Annotated in this window: 18 protein-coding genes, 1 tRNA gene and 1 pseudogene; 14 read left to right on the top strand and 6 right to left on the bottom strand. The window is 35.9% G+C overall.

Annotated features, from left to right (window positions below):
• Positions 1–160: 160 nt before the first annotated feature.
• Together IPM14_10860 and IPM14_10855 are read left to right on the top strand one after the other, a co-directional pair.
• On the top strand, positions 161–1,375 hold the full coding sequence (locus IPM14_10860) for a T9SS type A sorting domain-containing protein (protein MBK9098591.1): 1,215 nt from the start codon (positions 161–163) through the stop codon (positions 1,373–1,375).
• Between the two features lie 296 nt (positions 1,376–1,671).
• Positions 1,672–1,998: a hypothetical protein gene (locus tag IPM14_10855; GenBank protein MBK9098590.1), complete on the top strand. Its 327-nt coding sequence runs from the start codon at positions 1,672–1,674 to the stop codon at positions 1,996–1,998.
• A 40-nt stretch (positions 1,999–2,038) separates the two neighbouring features.
• Here IPM14_10855 and IPM14_10850 read toward each other — a convergent pair whose 3' ends face one another.
• Genes IPM14_10850 through bshA form a run of 4 tightly spaced genes read right to left on the bottom strand, consistent with a single transcriptional unit; the run spans position 2,039 to position 5,470 of the window.
• Positions 2,039–3,499: an RsmB/NOP family class I SAM-dependent RNA methyltransferase gene (locus tag IPM14_10850; protein MBK9098589.1), complete on the bottom strand. Its 1,461-nt coding sequence runs from the start codon at positions 3,497–3,499 to the stop codon at positions 2,039–2,041.
• Positions 3,496–3,924 carry a hypothetical protein gene (locus IPM14_10845; protein ID MBK9098588.1) on the bottom strand — a complete coding sequence of 143 codons (429 nt, stop codon included), beginning with the start codon at positions 3,922–3,924 and terminating at the stop codon, positions 3,496–3,498. Before IPM14_10845 ends, IPM14_10850 begins: the two co-directional genes overlap by 4 nt.
• Positions 3,921–4,343, bottom strand: a complete 423-nt coding sequence (locus IPM14_10840; protein MBK9098587.1) for a hypothetical protein — start codon at positions 4,341–4,343, stop codon at positions 3,921–3,923. Before IPM14_10840 ends, IPM14_10845 begins: the two co-directional genes overlap by 4 nt.
• A gap of 2 nt (positions 4,344–4,345) precedes the next feature.
• Complete coding sequence (gene bshA, locus IPM14_10835) at positions 4,346–5,470, bottom strand: N-acetyl-alpha-D-glucosaminyl L-malate synthase BshA (GenBank protein MBK9098586.1); 1,125 nt, start codon at positions 5,468–5,470, stop codon at positions 4,346–4,348.
• 125 nt (positions 5,471–5,595) lie between these two features.
• On the opposite strand from bshA, the gene IPM14_10830 reads away from it, so the two are divergent.
• The 9 genes from IPM14_10830 to IPM14_10790 all read left to right on the top strand — a co-directional run bounded on the left by IPM14_10830 (position 5,596) and on the right by IPM14_10790 (position 14,251).
• On the top strand, positions 5,596–6,486 hold the full coding sequence (locus tag IPM14_10830) for a carbohydrate kinase family protein (protein ID MBK9098585.1): 891 nt from the start codon (positions 5,596–5,598) through the stop codon (positions 6,484–6,486).
• Positions 6,458–7,372, top strand: coding sequence for a dTDP-4-dehydrorhamnose reductase (gene rfbD, locus IPM14_10825; protein MBK9098584.1), 915 nt, complete (start codon positions 6,458–6,460; stop codon positions 7,370–7,372). The genes IPM14_10830 and rfbD overlap by 29 nt, the downstream gene beginning before the upstream one ends.
• Positions 7,369–8,157 carry an HAD-IIA family hydrolase gene (locus tag IPM14_10820; GenBank protein MBK9098583.1) on the top strand — a complete coding sequence of 263 codons (789 nt, stop codon included), beginning with the start codon at positions 7,369–7,371 and terminating at the stop codon, positions 8,155–8,157. The genes rfbD and IPM14_10820 overlap by 4 nt, the downstream gene beginning before the upstream one ends.
• A gap of 72 nt (positions 8,158–8,229) precedes the next feature.
• Positions 8,230–8,808 (top strand): sigma-70 family RNA polymerase sigma factor, encoded by a 579-nt coding sequence (locus tag IPM14_10815; protein MBK9098582.1) that lies wholly within the window; start codon positions 8,230–8,232, stop codon positions 8,806–8,808.
• 29 nt (positions 8,809–8,837) lie between these two features.
• Complete coding sequence (locus IPM14_10810; protein MBK9098581.1) at positions 8,838–9,791, top strand: zf-HC2 domain-containing protein; 954 nt, start codon at positions 8,838–8,840, stop codon at positions 9,789–9,791.
• 1 nt (position 9,792) lies between these two features.
• Positions 9,793–10,929 (top strand): DUF4097 family beta strand repeat protein, encoded by a 1,137-nt coding sequence (locus IPM14_10805; protein MBK9098580.1) that lies wholly within the window; start codon positions 9,793–9,795, stop codon positions 10,927–10,929.
• A gap of 184 nt (positions 10,930–11,113) precedes the next feature.
• Positions 11,114–13,768, top strand: a complete 2,655-nt coding sequence (locus IPM14_10800; GenBank protein ID MBK9098579.1) for a carbohydrate binding family 9 domain-containing protein — start codon at positions 11,114–11,116, stop codon at positions 13,766–13,768.
• A 163-nt stretch (positions 13,769–13,931) separates the two neighbouring features.
• Positions 13,932–14,177 carry a GIY-YIG nuclease family protein gene (locus IPM14_10795; GenBank protein MBK9098578.1) on the top strand — a complete coding sequence of 82 codons (246 nt, stop codon included), beginning with the start codon at positions 13,932–13,934 and terminating at the stop codon, positions 14,175–14,177.
• A gap of 2 nt (positions 14,178–14,179) precedes the next feature.
• Positions 14,180–14,251, top strand: a tRNA-Arg gene (locus IPM14_10790).
• Positions 14,252–14,634: 383 nt separating this feature from the next.
• Here IPM14_10790 and rpiA read toward each other — a convergent pair.
• Positions 14,635–15,328: pseudogene (gene rpiA, locus IPM14_10785) on the bottom strand (ribose-5-phosphate isomerase RpiA).
• A 79-nt stretch (positions 15,329–15,407) separates the two neighbouring features.
• Here rpiA and IPM14_10780 point away from each other — a divergent pair.
• Positions 15,408–16,616 (top strand): aminotransferase class I/II-fold pyridoxal phosphate-dependent enzyme, encoded by a 1,209-nt coding sequence (locus IPM14_10780; protein MBK9098577.1) that lies wholly within the window; start codon positions 15,408–15,410, stop codon positions 16,614–16,616.
• A gap of 102 nt (positions 16,617–16,718) precedes the next feature.
• Here IPM14_10780 and IPM14_10775 read toward each other — a convergent pair whose 3' ends face one another.
• On the bottom strand, positions 16,719–16,919 hold the full coding sequence (locus IPM14_10775) for a DUF2905 domain-containing protein (protein ID MBK9098576.1): 201 nt from the start codon (positions 16,917–16,919) through the stop codon (positions 16,719–16,721).
• 102 nt (positions 16,920–17,021) lie between these two features.
• Between IPM14_10775 and IPM14_10770 the strand changes: the two genes are divergently transcribed.
• Positions 17,022–18,605: a HAMP domain-containing histidine kinase gene (locus IPM14_10770; GenBank protein MBK9098575.1), complete on the top strand. Its 1,584-nt coding sequence runs from the start codon at positions 17,022–17,024 to the stop codon at positions 18,603–18,605.
• A 135-nt stretch (positions 18,606–18,740) separates the two neighbouring features.
• Positions 18,741–19,424 (top strand): response regulator transcription factor, encoded by a 684-nt coding sequence (locus IPM14_10765; protein MBK9098574.1) that lies wholly within the window; start codon positions 18,741–18,743, stop codon positions 19,422–19,424.
• Positions 19,425–19,443: the final 19 nt, after the last annotated feature.

Below are 19,443 nucleotides of genomic sequence, written 5' to 3'. Positions count from 1 at the left end.
ATCTTGAAAAAAGGATTGCGGTTTTTTTATTTCGTATATCTGTATTTTAATCTTTACTTCTCTTTTATGGAAGGTTGAGTCAATAAATTTTATTTTTTTGTTGATTTAAAAGAAAGAATATTCTATTTTTAATATAACCATCAACAAAATAGGAGATGCTATGAAAACTTCTTTTACATTTTCTCTTTTTATCCTGTTATCATTGACCGTCATGGCTCAAATTTATCACGTTGCTCCACCAGATTATACTAACACACCCGGGAATGCAGGTTTTACAAGTCAGCTGGCAAATTCTCCACGTACGTATCAACTGCTTATGCATGAAAGTTTGTTAGCCCCATTGATGAATAAGCAAATTTTAGCAGTTAGCTGGAGACTCCCTACCTCAGCAACTACAAATTGGCCAACTGCTGACATTACAATAACTGATTATGATTTTTATCTTGGTCTGGGGGTGGATCCTGCCAGTATGGACAGAACAAATTTCTCTTCCAATTTTGTCGGACCCAAGAAACAAGTAAGAGATGGCAGCTTAACAATATTGGCTAATTCATATACTTTTGGAAGTTCTCCTAACAACTGGGGACCTGAAATGTCTTTTGCCATTGATAGTGTCTGGGTTTATAATGGGGGAAATTTATTAATCGAACTTCGCCAGACAGGCTTCACAGGCACTTCGCGAAGTGTAGATGCATTAGGTACCTCAACTCCAGGGTATGGTACTTTATTTAGAAGTTGCTGGGGCAGTGGTGTTGCAGCTGATTCCGGGGCATATGGAAATTTTTCTATCGTTAGAATCACTGCTGATGATCCTGTCCCGGTTGAATTAGTTTCATTCTCAGCCACTTCATCAGGCAAGAATGTTATATTGCAATGGACTACCGCAACTGAATTGAATAATTCTGGATTTGAAATTCAAAAAAGAACACAAGAATCAGGATTTGAAGTAATTGGATTCGTGGCTGGTTCAGGCTCAACTACCGAGCAGAGAAGTTATTCATTCAACGATGTGAACATTCCGAATGATAAATATATTTATCGTCTGAAGCAGATAGATTTCAATGGTGTATTTGATTACAGCAATGAGATAGAAGTGGAAGTAAATTCTCCTGCAGAATTTTCTTTAGAGCAAAACTATCCAAATCCATTTAATCCATCTACAATAATTAATTACAGTATAGCAGAGGCAAGCCTTGTTAAGATTGCAATCTATAATCTGCTCGGTCAGGAAGTTGCGTTGATAGTAAATGAATTCAAGGAAGCAGGACAACACAGTATTAACTTCGATGCCTCCGGATTAACAAGCGGGGCTTATTTCTATACAATAGAGACACCACTCTTCAGACAAACCAAAAAAATGCTTCTGGCAAAATAAAATTTAGTTTCTGATCTTATATCTGTGATATCGCCGCCTTATTTGATTGAGGCGGCTTTTTTATAATAACCATCCTTGACGGCAAAACATCGACGTTGCCAATCCTGTCGCCGCCTTAAAAAATTTGTCGCCTGTAGTTTTAACACTACCTCATATTGTTGTAAATCAGCATTTTGTTTGATGGTATTATTCTTGCAAATATTTAAAGCAAATCCAGTGGGTGGGATGAAGTAGAATCTCCGGTTGTAGATTCCTTCAAAAAATTATTTCAACAATTAAAAATATGGTGGTTGTATATGGCTTTAGCAACAGTAACATTCTTTGGGGATAATTTCAGTTCTTATGGAGTTCCCAAAACTCTGCATTCATATTTGATAAGCGTTTCTGTAAACCAGGCGCTTGGTGACAGGGATAAAATTGTAAAGATAGTGCCTATTTCTGAAGGAGCGCCGAAACCTGTACGAGAATTACCTTTTATAATAAAAAACTCTGATTGGAAGAGAGCAATATTTGAAGCATTCTCTCTTCTCGAAAGAATGGATGGCTTAAAAGGATTAAAAAATCATAAAAGTATAGTTGAACTTGAAAAGCAGGGAAGTTTAGTAGCTGCTTTAAGTGCTTGATAGTAATTTAGATTTATCAACAATTATTTTTGATAAATAACTATTGGATTTTTTGTCCTTTTATTCGGATGGTTTGTGTGCGGCTGGATCGAGGGTATCTGCTCTTTAATCCTGCTTTGATTACAACACCTGTTCCTAAAATATAATCATTAAAACTAACTGCGTATTGTCCTGATTGGAGATTATCAACTGGAATTAAAGCTCCCATCAGGTATAATCTTAGTTCATCAAGATTCTTAATTCTGTAAATGTTTTTTGAAATTTTTTCCTGAAGGATCTGTGCAGCGAAAGAATGAAGCATAATACTACCATTCTTGTCGATCATTCCAAACTTAGTACCTACCCTGTGGAATAGCCCAAGATTATCATCGTTCCATTCACCTGAAGAAAAATATATATCATTCCTCTTAATAAAGAACTTGTATTTTGAAAAAATATTTGCATCTATTCCAAACTCTGATGCTAAATATTTCAATTTATCATTTAGAATTTTGTCGGAGTGAGAATGGATTGTCAAAATAAAATTCTTTTTCCATTTCAGTTGTTCTGTTGCAGGAGTATGATCTGTTTTCCGGAGTTTGACAAGAAAAAATCCATCTGAATCTATTTCCCATGGAAAAATTCTGATTGCCTTTGATAGTCTTTTGTCAAGATTGGATCCGTTGTATTCAGTTAATCCCATGTGATGTTTTAAAGGAAGAGAAATCAGTTCAACATCAACAGGGTATTTTTCCAAAATCCGGTTGATAATTAATTCATTCTCTTCAGGAGTGAGTGTGCAAGTTGAATATACAATTTCACCACCAACCTTCAACATTTTTATTGCAGAAACAAGCAGTTTGTTTTGCAATTCAACGAGATTCTTTACTCTTTCAATTGACCACCATTTATTGACTTCACTTTTTTTCTGAATGATACCCAAACCGCTGCAAGGTGCATCTACAAGAATTTTATCGAAATAAGAATCATAGTATTTGCTCAGTATTTCACCGCGTTGATTTACAATACCACAATTGAGGAAATTCATTTTATCAAGGTTGAAGACCAATGCCTTTATTCTATCAATTTCTAGTTCATTTACTACCAGTCTTCCTTTGTTCTGCATCATCTCTGCTAACTGTGTAGTTTTTGAACCAGGTGCGGAACATAGATCGAGAACCAAATCTTTTTCTGATGGATTGAGAAAGATTGGAGGAAGCATTGAAGTTAATGCCTGCATGTAATAAAATCCGAAAGCAATTTCGAGAGTACTGCCAGCATAATCAAAGCCATCAATAATTTTAAGTGCATTTGATGGAAAGTTCATCGGTTCTGTTTTTATTCCGTAAACTTCTTCGAGTCTGATTGCCAGTGTTTCCCGTTTTATTTTACTTTCGTTGACCCTGATATATTTTGCTGGTTCGGAATCAATAAAGCTTGAATAATTTTTTGCGGCATCTTCACCGAATGTTGATTCAAGGTAGGAGTAGATTTTGTCAGAAACACGTGAACTATTGCTCATAACCTTGTCAGGTTCAGCTTCTTAAAAATTTCATTTGAAACTGCAGTAATGTTTTTCCCATTATTGATTTTTCTCTGATATTCATTCTCTATTTCTAAAAGTAGTTTATCAAGATATTTTTCATATTCTTCAACAGCATTTCTGATTGCTAAAAGATCAGTGGGAATTTTAATTTTATTTTTTCTATTATGACCTGCATAAACAACGTACTTAGCTTCAAACTCATTCTGAAATGTCATCACAAAGTCACCGGTTGCAGAAGTTACCTCGAATGATCCAAAAAATTCTTTTCCGAGAACCAGTACTTTTTCGGGTACGTCAATCGTCTTAAAACTCTGTGAATTGTTGAAGTCCTGTGGGAAATTCTTTATTCCTGAAAGAGAAAGGTCTTTACTTTTACTGAAGATAAAATCTTTTTCGTTCAACTTTTGGAATGATTTAATAAAAAGTTCTTAACAATTTTCTGCATTTCACTTTCGTCACTATATTGATCGATTTTTAACAGAGATAGGTCGCATCCTAAAAGCATCGGAGGAAGTTTTCTTTCATCTGAAATGTGCAAAGCAAGTACAGGAATCTTTCTGTGAAAGAGAGCATATGCAATTTCAACTCCTGTCTCCAATTCGCTGTTGGAAATTTCTGCTATGACGAGCTTGCTGCCATCAATCCATTTCAGATTTCTTTTATAAATCTGCGTATCGGTAAGTGGAATAGTAGTGCTGAACTTTGGACTTAATTCAGACAATACAGAATGACCAAGACTTTCAGTAAACTCAATTATATTTTTATGAAGTATTTGATAAGCCTCGTAACCTTTTTTTGTGCCGGTACAATAAACGATCATAATTAGCTATTTAATATCTGTTCGTAATACTCCTCATAAAGAGGTATAACAATTGATTTATCAAATTGATTGACTGCTCTCTGCCTTGCGTTGTCGGCAAAGAGTTTGTATTTCTTTTCATTGTTTAAAAGCTCAAGAGTATATTTTGCCATTCTATCAATGTCCCCAATCTCTGCAATGAAACCGGTTTCGTTGTGTTTGACTAATTCTGGAAGTCCGCCAACACTTGAACTGATCACAGGCAAACCGCAAGCCATTGCTTCAAGTGCTGCAAGTCCAAAACTTTCAGACTGTGATGGAATAAGAAAGAGATCGGATGAAGATAATATTTCTACCAAAGCTTCCTGCTTGCCAAGGAATTTTACCGAATCAACTAAGTCAAGCTGCCTCGTCAGTCTTTCGCATTCAGACCTGTCCGGTCCGTCACCTACAAGAATTAACTTAGATGGAATTTCTTTCTGCACTTTTTCAAATATTCTGATTGTATCTGGTACTCTTTTAACCTGTCTGAAGTTTGAGGTATGAACAAGAATCTTTTCACCTTTGGGCGCAATTGTTTTCCTGAAGTCACAACTGCTTTCTGGTTTAAAATGATCAGTATTTACGAAATTGGGAATGACTCTTATATCAGTTTCACAAGAATAATTTGTGATGGTTTTTTCTTTCAGGAATCGGGAAACCGCAGTAACTCCATCGCTCTTTTCAATACTCAGTTTTACTAATGGCAGAAAAGATGGTTCTAAACCAACTAGAGTTATGTCAGTGCCATGGAGAGTTGTAATAACTTTCAGATCCCGATTTTTCTTAGTTATTTCTTTGGCAAGAAATGCGCTTGTCGCGTGGGGGATCGCATAGTGAACGTGCAGTAAATCAAGATTTTCAAACTCGGCTACTTCTACCATTTTACTTGCGAGCGATAGTGAGTAGAGAGGAAATTCAAACACGGGATAATTACTTATTTCAACTTCGTGGAAAAAAATATTTTCGATATAATGAGATAATCTGAACGGGAGAGCGTAGCTTATAAAATGAATCTGATGTCCCCGTAATGCTAATTCTTTACCTAATTCTGTAGCAATAACACCGCTTCCGCCGTAGGTTGGGTAGCACGTAATTCCGATTTTCATTCACTTATTCCGCAGGTATTAGTAATCATTATTATTAACAAATATAACTTAATTTTAATGAAGTTTGAAGCCCCAATTATTTCTATTGAAGTAATGATAAATCTATATTTACTAAAAAAATTAAAATGAATTTTCTGGTTATTGGACACTCGGTAGTAGATAAAATAAAAGAGGAAAGATGCATCTCCACCAAACCTGGAGGTATCTTCTATACCGTCGTATCATTACTTGGTCAAAAAAGTTTTGACGATAAATTGTTTCTTTGCTCAAGCATTGATAAAGAAAGTGGAGAATTATTTGAGGCAGCGGATAATCAAATAGAAAGAGATTTTATCACTGCTGTTGATTCAATTCCGACAGTAGAACTCGTTGTGAATAAAACGGGCGAGCGAAATGAAACTTACTCGAAGATCGGTTCTAACCTTAAATTGCCTTCCGATTTGAGAAGGTTTGATGGAATATTAATTAACATGATTACCGGATATGATATTTCACATTCACAGCTGAAACAATTGCGAAATGATTTTAAAGGATTGATTTACTTTGATGTTCATACTTTAAGCCGTGGTGTTGATGATAATATGAATCGAGTTTTCAGAAGAATTGAAGCATTTAATGAATGGGCAGAATGTGTGGATATTCTTCAAGCAAATGAATCTGAACTTATGACACTTTCACATAATACATCTGAAGCGGATATTTTGAATGAGTTATTCTCGTATGGAATTAAGCAGATAATAATTACAAAAGCTGAAAAAGGTGCAACTGTTTATTTCAAAAGCGGCATTGAAATAAAACGTATTCATAAAGATGCCATTAGAGTAAATGTAAAAAATAAAATCGGCTGCGGAGATGTTTTTGGAGCAGTATATTTCTACAATTACATAAAAAATAAAAACGTAACTTTGGCTTTGGAACAGGCAAATTTATTTGCAGGCGTTGCTACAACTTTATCATCAACAGAGGAATTCCTAAATCTAAAGCGATATGCAAACGAATGGATTAGTAAAAAATAGAATTTTAATTACAGGTTCGAACGGAATGCTCGGACAGCGGACTGTTCAATTTTATTCTTCGAAAGAAAACGTTGAGTTACTTGCAACTTCTGTTGAGGATAAATCAGTTGTTGAATCTGTAGAGTATATTCAGTCAGATATTAAAGACAGGGAAAGCATTAAAAAGCTAATTTATGATTACTGTCCCGATTTTATTGTTCACACTGCTGCATTCACGAATGTGGATCTTAGTGAAAAACTACGTGAGGAAGCATGGAAAATAAACGTAAAAGGAGTTGAATACATTGGTGAAGCAGCAAGAGCAATTGATGCGCATATAATTCATATTTCAACAGATTATATTTTTGACGGGAAGAATGGGCCTTATGATGAAAATGCAACTCCTGATCCGATCGGATATTATGGCAGGACAAAACTTGCGAGTGAAAATGCGCTTAGAATCAGCGGAACATTTTTTACAATTCTCAGAACAAATGTGTTATATGGAATTGCTCCAAACAGCAGACCTGATTTTGTCAGATGGGTTGTAAATTCTCTTCGCAATAAACAGGAAATTCGGATAGTAAAAGACCAGATCGGCAATCCGACTTTCATTGACGATCTTGTGCAGGCTATTAATAAAATAATTGAATTCAGAAAAACCGGAATTTACAACATCGGCGGAAAAGAATTTTTATCCCGCTATGATTTCACATTACGGATTGCAGATTTTTTTAGACTTGATAAACGTTTGATCATTCCAATTACAACTGAAGAATTGAAACAACCAGCTCGGCGACCGCTTAAATCAGGTTTATTAATATTAAAAGCAGAAACAGAACTTGGATACAAACCTCATACAATCACCGAAGCACTTTCAGCAATGAAGAAAGAACTTGAGCTGTGACATTAGCTGAAAAGTACGACTATTTTATCTTTGATCTTGACGGAACTATTTACAGAGGAGAACACCTCATTCCTCGTGCAAATGAAGTGATAAATTTTTTGAATACCACCGGGAAAAAATTTGTATTCGTTTCAAATAAAACAACAGGCACTGCAACAGACTATTATCTCTTTCTAAAAAACTGGGGATTGGATGTCAGAGAAAAACAGATAATCAATTCAACAATTGTTTTATCTAATTATCTAAAAAATCATTTCAGCGGTTCATTATTTTTTGCTATTGGGGAGAACTCCTTCATACAAGAAATTGAAAATTCCGGATTGAAATTTTCAACAAATGCGGATGAGGTGAGAATTGTACTTATCACACTTGACAGAACACTTAACTACCAGAAACTGGAAATAGCAGCACGAGCTCTTGAAAACGGCGCTAAATTTTTCGCTGCAAATATTGATGATACTTGTCCAGTGGAGAACGGAGAAGTAATCGATGCCGGCTCCACAATTTCAGCGCTTGAAAAAAGAACACACAGAAAACTTGAGATGCATTTTGGCAAGCCATCCGAGTTTATGTTCAACGAAATAAAAAATCATCTGCAATTTATTCCTGAAAAAACATTGCTGATCGGTGACAGAATAGAAACCGATATCACTATGGGAAATAAATTCGGAATAGATACAGCCTTAGTGAGTACAGGCGTAAAATATTTTTCAAATGGAAATGAAAACATCAGTCCAACCTACCAGATTAACTCGGTTTTTGATTTATTGATTCCTAAAACTTAATTTTCATCCCGAAGACTCCACAACCTTTTCTCAAACAATGAAGTCTAATTCCTTAGTTATGGAAAGGACTAAATGCAGTTAAGTGATACAGAATTGATAATTCAGGCTCAAAAAGGCAATCAGAATGCCTTTGAGGAGCTCGTGTACCGCTACGACCGAAATGTGCTTTCCGTTACACTCAAGTATGCTAATAATGAGGACGATGCAAAAGATTTGTATCAGGAAGTTTTCATACGAGTTTACAGAGGGATGAAAAATTTCCGTTTTCAAAGTGAGTTCTCGACCTGGCTTTTCAGGATTACGACAAATGTTTGCCTCACTTATAAAAGCAGAAGTAAAGAGCATCTTAAAGTTTCTATTAATAATGATTATGATGACGAAGAACAGGGTGTAAGTTCATCGCCCGAATTAGTATATGAAGGTTCATCACCGGAGGAAATATCTTCAGGTGCAAATATCGGAGAGCTAGTGAATGAAGCAGTTGAATCACTTGCACCAAAACAGAAAATGACTTTCATACTGAAGCATTATGAAGGCTATAAAATAAGAGAGATTGCAGAGATGATGAATTGTAAAGAAGGAACGGTTAAAAAATATCTCTTCGATGCGGTTCAAAATCTTAGAAAAAAATTAAGTCCTGTTTATGTATAAACAGACGAACTCAATTATTGGAGTAACAAATGAAACATAATGAATATAAACAGTTTCTTCAGCTTTCGTTGTTTGGTGAATTAAAATCTGAAGAACAGAGAATTTTGAAAGAGCATCTTTTAATATGTGAAGAATGTCGTACCGAACTGGAAGACCAGAAAAATCTCCTTGAATTATTATCCGGGAAAAAGAAACCAATCGTGAATGAAAAAGTTTTATCTAATGCGCGATACCAGCTGAGAGGTGCACTCAGATCAGAGCAATCACACAGAAATATTTTTAATTCAACTGCTGAAAGTATTTTTCAACTTTTTACCACTCCGCTGAAATTTGCTTTTACCGGAGTAGCATTATTAGTAGTTGGTGTAGTAATCGGCAGCTTGTTTTTTGGTAAAGGTGCAACTCAATTTTCAAATCAGCAAAATGGTGACAACAGATTTGCATCATTGAGTGAAGACATCAGCATTTCAAATGTAAGATTCATTGATTCGGATGCTTCTGATGGTGAAGTTGAATTCTCTTTTGAAGCATCAAGACCCGTACGACTGAAAGGTAGCATCAACGATCAGCAAATTCAAAGTGTCCTAACTTATGCAATGCTTAATGAACAAAATCCGGGCTCAAGATTGAATTCAATAAATGCAATGGATACAGAAATCTCAACTAATTATGATGATGATGTAAAGAATGCTTTGATTACTGTAGTGATGACAGATGAAAACCCGGGTGTTAGAAGAGAAGCATTGAAACTGATGGGGAAATTTCCTTATGATGAATCAATCAAACAAACACTGTTTTACGTTGTAGCCAATGATACTGTTTCAGGTTTGAGAATTGAAGCTTTAAACTCGCTTATCGAGGCAGGAAATAAAGGCTACAAATTGAATAACAACGAAATAAATCTTTTCAAAGAAAAATTACAAAAGGATGAAAATCCTTATATCAAATTACGCTCAAAAACAATTTTACAGGAGTACAATTAAAATGAAAAACAGGAAAGTAACTTCATTGCTGGTGGTCCTTAGCATTCTGATATTATCTTCATTGAATTTCTCTATTGCTTCGGATAAAGACGCCACATTCAGTGTTCAAAAAGGTGATGTGCTGGATGTTGAAATAGAACATGGAAATATTAATGTAAGCACCTGGGATAAAAACGAAGTACAGATATCGGCTAAAAACATTGATGATGATGAGCTTAATCTTTACTCGGCAGAAAAAAAATCCGGAATTATTGTAGTCAAGTTTAAAGGAGACGATTCAGATGACTTCAGTTTAGAGCTGACCATTCCCAACGATTTAACTATTGATTTTAAAACCGGTGGCGGTAACGTAACAATCAATAATGATCTCCGAAGTAAAACTACAATTTCAACTGCCGGAGGAAATATCACAGCAAAAACAATCGGTGCGGAAGCAAATATAAGCACAGCTGGTGGTAATATTAAGCTTGGTGATATAAATGGTAGCGTAGAGTTAACTACGGCTGGCGGCGATATTCAGGTTGGTTCGGTTAATGGCAAAGCAGAAATTTCAACGGCAGGTGGAAATATTAAAGTTGGTTCTGTGAACAACACTGCGGATATTTCAACAGCCGGTGGTAATGTAACTGTTGGAACTGTCGGTGGTAACGCGGATATATCAACTGCTGGAGGAAATATTACAGTATCGACAGTCTCCGGAAGTGCTGATATTTCAACCGGAGGAGGCAATGTAATTCTTGATGGTGCAACAGGTAAAGTTGAAGCAAATACCGGTGGTGGAAACATCGAATTAAAAAATATAAAAGGTTCAATTGAAGCCAACACAGGTGCGGGTAATATTACTGCCGAATTAATTCCTGATGGTAAAAGCAGCAGTGATTTAAACTCAGGTGTTGGAAATATTACGCTATACATTCCTGAATCATCCAAAGCAACTATTGTTGCAACAGCAAGCGACTTTAAATGGGGCGATTCTCGAAAAGATTCTGAAAGCATTAAATCGGATTTCGAATCATATAATATTTCTCAACTCCGCAGAGGAAATACTTTTGAAGCCATTTATGAACTTAATGGCGGAGGAAGCAAAATTGAGTTGAATGTTGGTCTGGGTGAAATAAATATTAAGAAATCCAAGTAACAATATATCATCAGAAAAAGCCGTTCATTTAAATAATGAATCAGATTAATTAAATAATAATCAATTTTGTATTGAGAATTAAGATAAGATGCAGGCGATAAAATTCCTGCATCTTAAGCAAGCTCAAAAAACATGTTTATCTATTCTGAAAGACGTATTAAAAAATCCAGATTTATAAAATTCAATGATGAGCAAAATTTTATTTCTATTATTTCTCTTCATCCCTTTAGCAATCATTTTCCCTTCCAGGGATACACTGCAAATAAAAAATAACGATGTTATTCTGATCGCTGAAAAGCTCAATTCGCCTGTTGAAGTAGATGGTATTTTGGATGAACCTGTCTGGCATAACGGTAATACCTTTGAAAATTTTTATCAGGTAGATCCAAATGAGGGTGAACCAGCTAGTGAAAAGACGATTATCAAAATAGCTTATGATGAAAAATATTTGTATCTGGGTGCATTTATGTTTGATTCGCATCCCGATTTAATAATGGCGAGATTGACAAGAAGGGATGAATGGATTGATTCCGATCATATTGCATTAGGTCTTGATCCTTATCATGATAAACGCAGTGGTTATTTTTTTGGTTTGAACGCAGCAGGCACTCAACGTGATGGTGTGCTTTATAATGATAGCTGGAGCGATGATTCCTGGGATGGTGTATGGGAAGGGAAAGTTCAAAGAAACAAAGATGGCTGGACAGCAGAGATGAAAATTCCTTTTTCTCAAATGAGATTTAATCAATCTGACAGCATGGTATGGGGAGTAAATTTTAAAAGGGTTATTGCCCGCAAGAATGAGGAATCATTTATGGTATTTATTCCTAAGCATGAAAGCGGATTCGTTTCTCACTTTGCCAGTCTCACAGGATTTGAAAATATTTCCGGCAGCGGAAAGATAGAAGTATTACCATACATAACAACTCGAGCTGAATACATTCAGTATGAAGATGGTGATCCTTTTCATAACGGAAAAAGCTATGTTCCAGGTGCGGGCGCTGACTTGAAAATGGGAGTTGGCTCAAATCTTAATCTGAATGCAACCATCAATCCGGATTTTGGACAAGTGGAAATTGATCCAGCCGTAATAAATCTTAGCGATGTTGAAACATTTTTTGAAGAGAAGAGACCATTCTTTATAGAGGGCTCCAGTATTTTTAATTTTGGTTATGGTGGTGCAGGAAACTACTGGGGTTTTAACTGGGGTGGTGCTGATTTTTTCTACAGTAGAAGAATTGGTAGACAACCGCAGGGAAGTTTACCCGATGATATTGATTATTCCGATTATCCTACTGGAACTCATATACTCGCAGCCGGAAAGCTCACAGGAAAACTTGGTGATAGCTGGAATGTTGGTACTATCCAGAATATAACCCAAAGAGAGTATGCAAAAATTTCGAGTAATGGAGTTCAGTCCGAAACTGAAGTTGAACCTCTTGCATATTATGGAATTTTCAGAGCACAAAATGAATTCAGTGATGGGCAGCAAGGTCTTGGATTTATTTCTACAGTTGCCGTCAGAGATTTTAAAGATCAAAGACTACGTGATGAGATTAGCAAAAGTGCATTAACTTTTGGTATTGATGGATGGACTTTCCTCGATGAATCAAAAACATGGGTAATAGCAGGTTGGACTGGAGCTAGTTACGTTGGTGGAAATGAACAGCGTATGATTGACCTGCAAAATAGTTCAAGACATTATTTTCAAAGACCTGATGCTGATCATGTAAATGTAGATAGCCTTGCAACTTCTCTTACAGGATATGCAGGAAGAATTTATCTCAATAAGCAGAAAGGAAATTTTTTCGTTAATACAGCTTTTGGTTTTATTACACCTTCATTTGATGTAAATGATGTGGGTTTTCTTTATCGTGCAGATATAATTAATTGGCATGCCGGTGCCGGATATTACTGGAGTGACCCAAATGATTTTTTCAGATATCTTGAACTTGGCGGTGCGTTATTTCAAAACTATGATTTTGGAGGAAATAAAACCTGGGAAGGATTTTTTCACTTTGGATCGATTCAATTCCCAAATTACTACTCTGCAAACTGGAATGTTGGATTGTATGCTGAGAGTTTTAATAATAACCGAACACGAGGCGGACCGTTAACTTTAAATCCTGCAGGATATCAGCTTTCATTAAATTTTTCATCAGACAGCCGGAAAGATTGGGTGATTGGTGTTGGTGGAGGAACAAGTGAGTCAGGTCCTTCTTACGATTGGTTTACCGGTGCAAGTCTCGAACTCAGATTACTACCAAATATTTCTTTCGTACTAAGTCCTCAGTTTGCAAAAGAATTTTCATATGCACAGTATGTTGATACATACACGGATCAAACCGCAACAAACACATACGGAAACAGGTACGTGTTTGCTGAACTTGATCAGAAGACGCTATCATCAAGCATCAGGTTAAACTGGACGTTTACTCCGAATTTAAGTCTGCAGCTTTATGTTCAGCCATTAATTTCAGCCGGTGAGTACACGAAATTTAAAGAACTTAAAGCACCGGGGACATATGAGTTTCTAACATATGGTGAAGAAGGTTCTACATTCGATCCAGAAACAAACATCGCTGATCCTGATGGTGAGGGACCTGCTCAGCCAATAGAAATTGATAATCCTGATTTCAATGTAAAATCATTAAGAGGGAATGCTGTTTTGCGTTGGGAGTACTTACCGGGAAGTGCAATCTATTTTGTCTGGACTCAAACAAGATCGGAAGCTGAAGAAATTGGAGATTTTCAATTTGAAGAATCGATGACTAAAATGGTGCAAGCTGAACCGGATAATATTTTTATGATAAAAGTAACCTATTGGTTGAATTTCTAACTTATCAATTCCGTTTAATAAAATTCCAAACTTTCTTACCTTTGTAAAGAAAAATTTTTAATTGTTAATTTTTCATTTTTAATTGAAACGCCCCCGTAGCTCAGTGGATACCTGCCCGACTTGCGTCGGTCAAGGCGGGGAGCAGAAGTTTCCTAAACTTTATTTGAAATATTTTGTTTACATATTGAAAAGTATGAATGATGAAAAAACCTATATAGGAATGACGAATGATATTGAACGAAGATTAAAGGAACATAACTCGGGTAAAAATATTTATACGAAAAAATATACACCTTGGGAAGTAATTTATAAAGAGGTAGTTGCTGATAGGGCTAGTGCACGAAAAAGGGAAAAATACTTTAAGTCAGCAGCTGGTAGAAGAAAATTAAAAATATTATTGAATAATTAACACCCCCGTAGCTCAGTGGATAGAGCAGAAGTTTCCTAAACTTTTGGCCGGAGGTTCGACTCCTCTCGGGGGCATTTCTTCCAGGAAAAAATATTTACTACTATTCAGCTCACTTTGTATTCTTAATGAAGTTCTCGGTTATTGTAAATTGTTACTGCCAGTTCTGTCGCATTCTGTAATAATTACAATTCTAAAATCGATAAAAAAACTTTTATCAATCAAATGAACTAAAGAAAGTTTCATTTTGAAATACTCAAATGGCATTATACTTGATTTTTTAATCAAAACAGAAAATCAATTGGAGAAATAATAAAATGGGAATTACTGAATTAATCGTTATCGCTTTCCTGGCAGTACTTGGATTTTTAGCTTATAATAATTCAAGAAAGGTAGCAAGAGAATTAAGAAGAATGGGCGCGGATAAATACTAAAAACAAGAAAACGGGGATAAGAGAGTTTAAAACCTCAGAGATTTAAGCTCTCTTTTTTTTGAAAATATTTTAATTTCTCTGCCAGTTCCCACAATTACTTCATCTGCTGTATTACAAAATAACCCGGTCTCAACAACTCCTGGAAAACTTTTTAATTTAATATCGAGGGAAACCGGATCCTGAATTCTATCCATCTTCAAATCTACAATGTAATTGTTATTATCAGTAATATATTTTAATGGACCTTTCACTCGGAGTGTTGGATTAAATCCGTTTTCTTCTAATTTAGCACACAACTGTGTATGCCCAAATTGAATTATCTCAACCGGTAGAGGGAATTTTCCAAGGGTTTTTACGAGCTTCGAGGAATCAACTATCCAGATATTTTTCTTTGAATTGGAGGCGATAATTTTTTCATAAAGCAGTGCACCTCCACCGCCTTTTATACCATTTAATTTTTCATCAACTTCATCAGCGCCGTCAATAGTTACATCAATTTCCTCAACTTCACTCAGAGGTATTAGTTTGATTCCAAGTGAAGTGGCAAGTTTTGTGGTAGCTTGTGAAGAGGATACTGCAGTTATATTCAGCCCGGATTTTATTCTTTCAGATAGCTTATTCAGCATCAGCGAAACAGTTGAACCGGTACCCCAAACCGACAATCATTCCGTCTTCAATATAGTTGACCGAGTATTCAGCCGCTATTTTCTTTTCGTCCATTTTTATCCCGAAAATATTAAACGTTCAAATGAAAAATCATTTATTTATTTTTACAAAGCAAATTTTTAGGAGAAATAAAATGCACCACTTCGATCCTTCCACCGAAATTCAGGATTATCTTGTATTTGGCGAATACGGAGATGTAAATCCTTCAATAACTGATTCATCAACTTATACTTTTTTAAGTCCCGAGAGAATGAAAGAACTTTTCGATCACGAAGTTGAAGGTTGTTTTCTTTATTCACGTCACTGGAATCCAACAAATAAATATCTGGCAGATGCGCTCGCCCGGCTTGAAGACAGTGAAGCAGCACTTGTAACCGGCTCAGGAATGGCGGCTATAGTTTGTTCAATGTTACAGGTTTGCAGCACTGGCGATGAAATTATATCGAGCAGGACGATTTACGGCGGGACTTATGCCTTTCTGAAGAATCTTTTACCAAGATTTGGTATAAATGTTAAGTTTGTGAACACTACTGATCTTGAAGCAGTAAAAAAAACTATTACTACCAAAACAAAAATCATTTACTGCGAATCAGTTAGCAATCCTCTGCTTGAGATTGCGGACATTCCAAAGCTTAGCGAAATTGCAAATCTTCACAATATTAAATTGATGGTCGATAACACATTCAGCCCAGTATTTATAAGCCCGATACATCTTGGTGCACACATAGTTATACACAGCCTCACAAAATTTATAAATGGTACGAGCGATTGCGTTGCCGGATGTGTTTGTAGCAGCAGAGAATTCATCAATCAGATGATGGATATTAATTCGGGCACGGCAATGTTACTCGGTCCTGTACTGGATAGTCACAGAGCTGCAAGCATCCTGAAAAATTTACATTCGCTTCACATCAGGATAGAGAAGCACAGTAAGAATGCAATTTATCTTGCTGAAAATTTTGAGAAGCTTGGATTGAAAGTTTACTATCCGGGCCTTCCTTCGCACAACGGACATAAACTATTAAGAAAACTGATGAACGAAGGATTCGGATTTGGTGGTATGCTCGCACTTGATGCGCGTGATGAAAAAACTGCCGATGCATTTATGAAAAAAATGCAGGATGAAAAAGTCGGTTACCTTGCAGTGAGTCTTGGTTACTTCAAGACTTTATTTAGTTCGCCCGGACACAGCACGTCATCTGAGATTCCGAAAGAAGAGCAGGAGAAAATGGGATTGAGTGAAGGACTTGTCAGAATTTCAATTGGACTGGATAATAATATTCACAAAACTTTTGAACGGATTAAAAAATGTATGGTGGATGTTGGATTGTTGAAGACGTAGGATGTTAGTATGGTCATTCCCACGAAAGTGGGAATCCATTTCGATCTATTTCAGTTCTCGGTGAGTAGATTCCTGCTTTCGCAGGAATGACATTCGGAAACCTCATTTCCTGAATAACCAGAATATCAATGTCAGCAGCAAGCTGAAAATGATCATCGTAGTAATAGGAATGTAGATCTTAAAATTCGGTTTATCTATTATTATATCTCCCGGAAGTTTACCAATAGGCAACTTTATCAGCCAGGGCCAGAGCAATCCTGCCAGCAAAATCACAATTCCGATTATTATTAAAGTTCTCTGCATATATTTTTCTCAATATCTTCTTCAAAAATATATTTCATTATTTTAGAAATGAAAATAAAGTTTTGTAATGTATAAAGTAATCCACGACAATTTGTTAACCTGATGAACAAGACCGTAAAAAGAATAGTTATCATACTCATTATTCTAATACTACTTCCTGCAGTCTTTCTTACGGTTAACGAATTTCTATCATTAAAGCAAAACGAAGAAGTAATCTCAAAAATTTACTCCAACCAGCTTGATGCAATTTTATATTCAGTTAACCAATATTCTGAAGATGTTGTGAGCGACTGGGCTAGTAAGATTGATGAATTTCATGATAAGCTTAATAATTTAGATGATGTGAAAATTTCTTCAACCATTGACAGTTTTTACAGCCAGTTTCCATCCTTAAATCTAATCTTTGTGGCTGATAGTGTGGATAGTGAAATAAAGCTGATCGTTAGACAAAATAATGACAGTGAGTTCTTGAATAAACTTGGTGAGTTTAAAAAATCAATTAAAAAAAATATATCTGAAAATCAACCAGTTGTAAACAGACTTTTAACTTATAAAGAAGCGGGATACAGAAAACTTGAGCCTATCAAATCTGATACAACTATTGATGGTTCGATTCTGTTATTTATAGAAGAAACTCCGGAAGGGTTAAAAAGGATAACCGGGATGGTGATTGATCCAAAGGAGTTTACATATCGCATACTTTCACCCAAATTACAGGAAGTTGCCCAACAGGAATTTTTAATTTCAGTTTTTAATCGTGAAGAAAATTATCAATTCAACTCATCGAAAGATTTTAAGATTGGTGAAGTACAGCAATCTAAATCACTTTGGATATTTCCTGACTATCAGATAGGAATTTCACTAGTTGGACAAACGATTGAAGATCTTGTTCAGCAGAGGGCACTCACAAACATTTTGCTTGTTGGTTTACTTACGGTCGTGCTAATTTTTGGCGTTTGGATCGTTTACAGGAATATTAAGAAAGAAGTTGAGCTGGCGCAAATAAAGGAAGATTTTGTCTCGAATGTCTCTCACGAACTCAGAACACCTCTTTCGCTGATAAGTATGTTTTCAGAAACTCTTGAAATGGACAGGATAAAAACAGAAGAGAAGAAGAAAGAGTACTATTCAATCATCAGCCAGGAAGCGAACAGGCTTGGAAAGATAGTTAATTCAATTCTTAACTTTTCAAAAATGGAAGCCGGAAAGAGACAATTCAATTTTGTGGACAGCTATTTAAACGATGTAGCAGAAAATGTTTACCGCTCGTACAAATTCCATCTGGAGCAGAAAGGATTTACATTTAATATTATTAAAGATGAATCAATCCCTATTATCAAACTTGATGAAGAAGCAGTTTCAGAAGCAATAGTTAATCTCGTTGACAATTCAGTTAAATATAGTGATAGTATAAAGGAAATTACTATTCGTACCGGAATGGAAAACAATTTTGCTTTTGTGGACGTTGAGGATAAAGGGATTGGAATTCCATCAAAAGATCAGAAAAAAGTGTTTGAAAAATTTTTCAGAGTGAGCTCTGGAAACATTCACAATGTAAAAGGATCTGGAATCGGTTTAAGCATTGTTAAGCATATTGTTGATGCGCATCATGGCAAAATTGAGTTAAGCAGTGAAGTGAATAAAGGAAGTAAGTTTACGTTGCTGTTACCGTTGAATAAGGATTAATTGTTTTCTTGTTGTCATTCCCACGAAAGTGGGAATCCATATTTATGATGATGAATTAGTGAGCTGTAGATTCCTGCTTTCGCAGGAATGACGGTCGGAATCGTTTTACTTAATAATAATATTCTAATAAAACCTATGGTCAAAATCTTAATCGTCGAAGACGAACCAAATATGCGGATGGGTTTGCGTGACAATCTCGAATTTGAAGGTTACGAAGTAAGCATTGCTGAAGATGGTGAAAAAGGTTTGAAGATGATCCGCGAAAACCAATACAATCTTATCATTCTCGATGTGATGATGCCCAAGATGTCAGGCTTTGATGTTTGCAAGACAATCCGCAAAGAAGGAGTGCAGACACCCGTGATTCTTCTCACTGCAAAAGGTGAAGAGATTGATAAAGTACTCGGACTTGAATTAGGCGCTGATGATTATGTTACAAAACCATTTAGTCTTCGCGAGCTTTTAGCAAGAGTAAAAGCGGTTTTACGAAGAGGTGAGACCTCAATCAATACAAATGTTTCGGAAGCTGTCATCGGAAAGCTTACTGTTCATTTTACTGGCTACCAGGCTTATGAGGAAGGAATCCCTGTTCAGATGTCACACAAAGAATTTGAGATACTTCACTATCTCTGGAAAAAAAGAAACCAGACAATCAGCAGAGATGAATTGCTCAACAACATTTGGGGATATGAAGAAAATCCTGCAACGCGTACAGTTGATAATTTCATTGTTAAGCTGCGTAACAAAATTGAAAAAGATCCCAATCACCCGCAAATAATTTTAACTGTTCACGGGATTGGGTATAAGTTGGTGAGTTGAACAGTTTTTGAAGCGAATA

The sequence above is a fragment of the bacterium genome, from assembly GCA_016716565.1.
Lineage (GTDB): Bacteria > Bacteroidota > Ignavibacteria > Ignavibacteriales > Ignavibacteriaceae > IGN2.
Note: the sequence above shows the minus strand (reverse complement) of the source record. Positions and strands in the feature narration are given on the sequence as shown.

Bases quoted from the DNA above. Each gene is read 5' to 3' on its own strand.
- IPM14_10765 (MBK9098574.1), top strand. From the start codon at position 18,741: ATGGTCAAAATCTTAATCGTCGAAGACGAACCAAATATGCGGATGGGT.
- IPM14_10815 (MBK9098582.1), top strand. From the start codon at position 8,230: ATGCAGTTAAGTGATACAGAATTGATAATTCAGGCTCAAAAAGGCAAT.
- IPM14_10805 (MBK9098580.1), top strand. From the start codon at position 9,793: ATGAAAAACAGGAAAGTAACTTCATTGCTGGTGGTCCTTAGCATTCTG.
- IPM14_10770 (MBK9098575.1), top strand. From the start codon at position 17,022: ATGAACAAGACCGTAAAAAGAATAGTTATCATACTCATTATTCTAATA.
- IPM14_10830 (MBK9098585.1), top strand. From the start codon at position 5,596: ATGAATTTTCTGGTTATTGGACACTCGGTAGTAGATAAAATAAAAGAG.
- IPM14_10810 (MBK9098581.1), top strand. From the start codon at position 8,838: ATGAAACATAATGAATATAAACAGTTTCTTCAGCTTTCGTTGTTTGGT.
- IPM14_10780 (MBK9098577.1), top strand. From the start codon at position 15,408: ATGCACCACTTCGATCCTTCCACCGAAATTCAGGATTATCTTGTATTT.
- IPM14_10855 (MBK9098590.1), top strand. From the start codon at position 1,672: ATGGCTTTAGCAACAGTAACATTCTTTGGGGATAATTTCAGTTCTTAT.
- IPM14_10840 (MBK9098587.1), bottom strand. From the start codon at position 4,343: ATGATCGTTTATTGTACCGGCACAAAAAAAGGTTACGAGGCTTATCAA.
- IPM14_10850 (MBK9098589.1), bottom strand. From the start codon at position 3,499: ATGAGCAATAGTTCACGTGTTTCTGACAAAATCTACTCCTACCTTGAA.
- bshA (MBK9098586.1), bottom strand. From the start codon at position 5,470: ATGAAAATCGGAATTACGTGCTACCCAACCTACGGCGGAAGCGGTGTT.
- IPM14_10860 (MBK9098591.1), top strand. From the start codon at position 161: ATGAAAACTTCTTTTACATTTTCTCTTTTTATCCTGTTATCATTGACC.
- IPM14_10775 (MBK9098576.1), bottom strand. From the start codon at position 16,919: ATGCAGAGAACTTTAATAATAATCGGAATTGTGATTTTGCTGGCAGGA.
- rfbD (MBK9098584.1), top strand. From the start codon at position 6,458: ATGCAAACGAATGGATTAGTAAAAAATAGAATTTTAATTACAGGTTCG.
- IPM14_10800 (MBK9098579.1), top strand. From the start codon at position 11,114: ATGATGAGCAAAATTTTATTTCTATTATTTCTCTTCATCCCTTTAGCA.